Source organism: Bacteroides finegoldii DSM 17565, assembly GCF_000156195.1.
Lineage (GTDB): Bacteria > Bacteroidota > Bacteroidia > Bacteroidales > Bacteroidaceae > Bacteroides > Bacteroides finegoldii.
The window spans coordinates 72,190-72,649 of sequence record NZ_GG688327.1 but is presented as its reverse complement, the minus strand read 5'-3'; the positions used below and the strand labels follow the sequence as shown (position 1 = coordinate 72,649).

Sequence of the window (460 nt, the reverse complement as noted above, 5' to 3'; positions counted from 1 at the left end):
TGGCCAGAAAGAATATACCCAGACCATTATTGAGCATGATGCAAATTATATTATAGCTATAAAGGAGAATAAGAAAAAAAATTAATCAACTGGCTAAACAAATCATTGACGATTATCAGGATAAAGATGAAATAATCAATAGAGTCACCAGGCATGTGTCGGAAAACACCGGACATGGAAGGATTGAGACAAGAACATGCACTGTAGTCAGTTATGGATCTATTATGGAGAAAATGTTTAAGAAGAAACTTGTAGGGTTGAAGTCTATTGTAGGGATAAAGTCGGAGAGGACAATAGTAGCAACAGGAGAATATACTCAAGAGGTCAGATACTATGTAACTTCACTTGATAATACCAAACCGGAGGAGATTGCGTCTGCCATCAGGCAGCATTGGTCTATTGAGAATAATCTTCATTGGCAACTGGATGTTACCTTTCGGGAAGACTACAGTAAAAAGTG

General features: G+C 37.4%; 1 protein-coding gene. It reads left to right on the top strand.

The window, feature by feature from the left end:
• Positions 1 to 68 precede the first annotated feature (68 nt).
• On the top strand, positions 69 to 460 hold a 392-nt coding region (locus BACFIN_RS21875), incomplete at its 3' end, for an ISAs1 family transposase (RefSeq protein ID WP_316929380.1).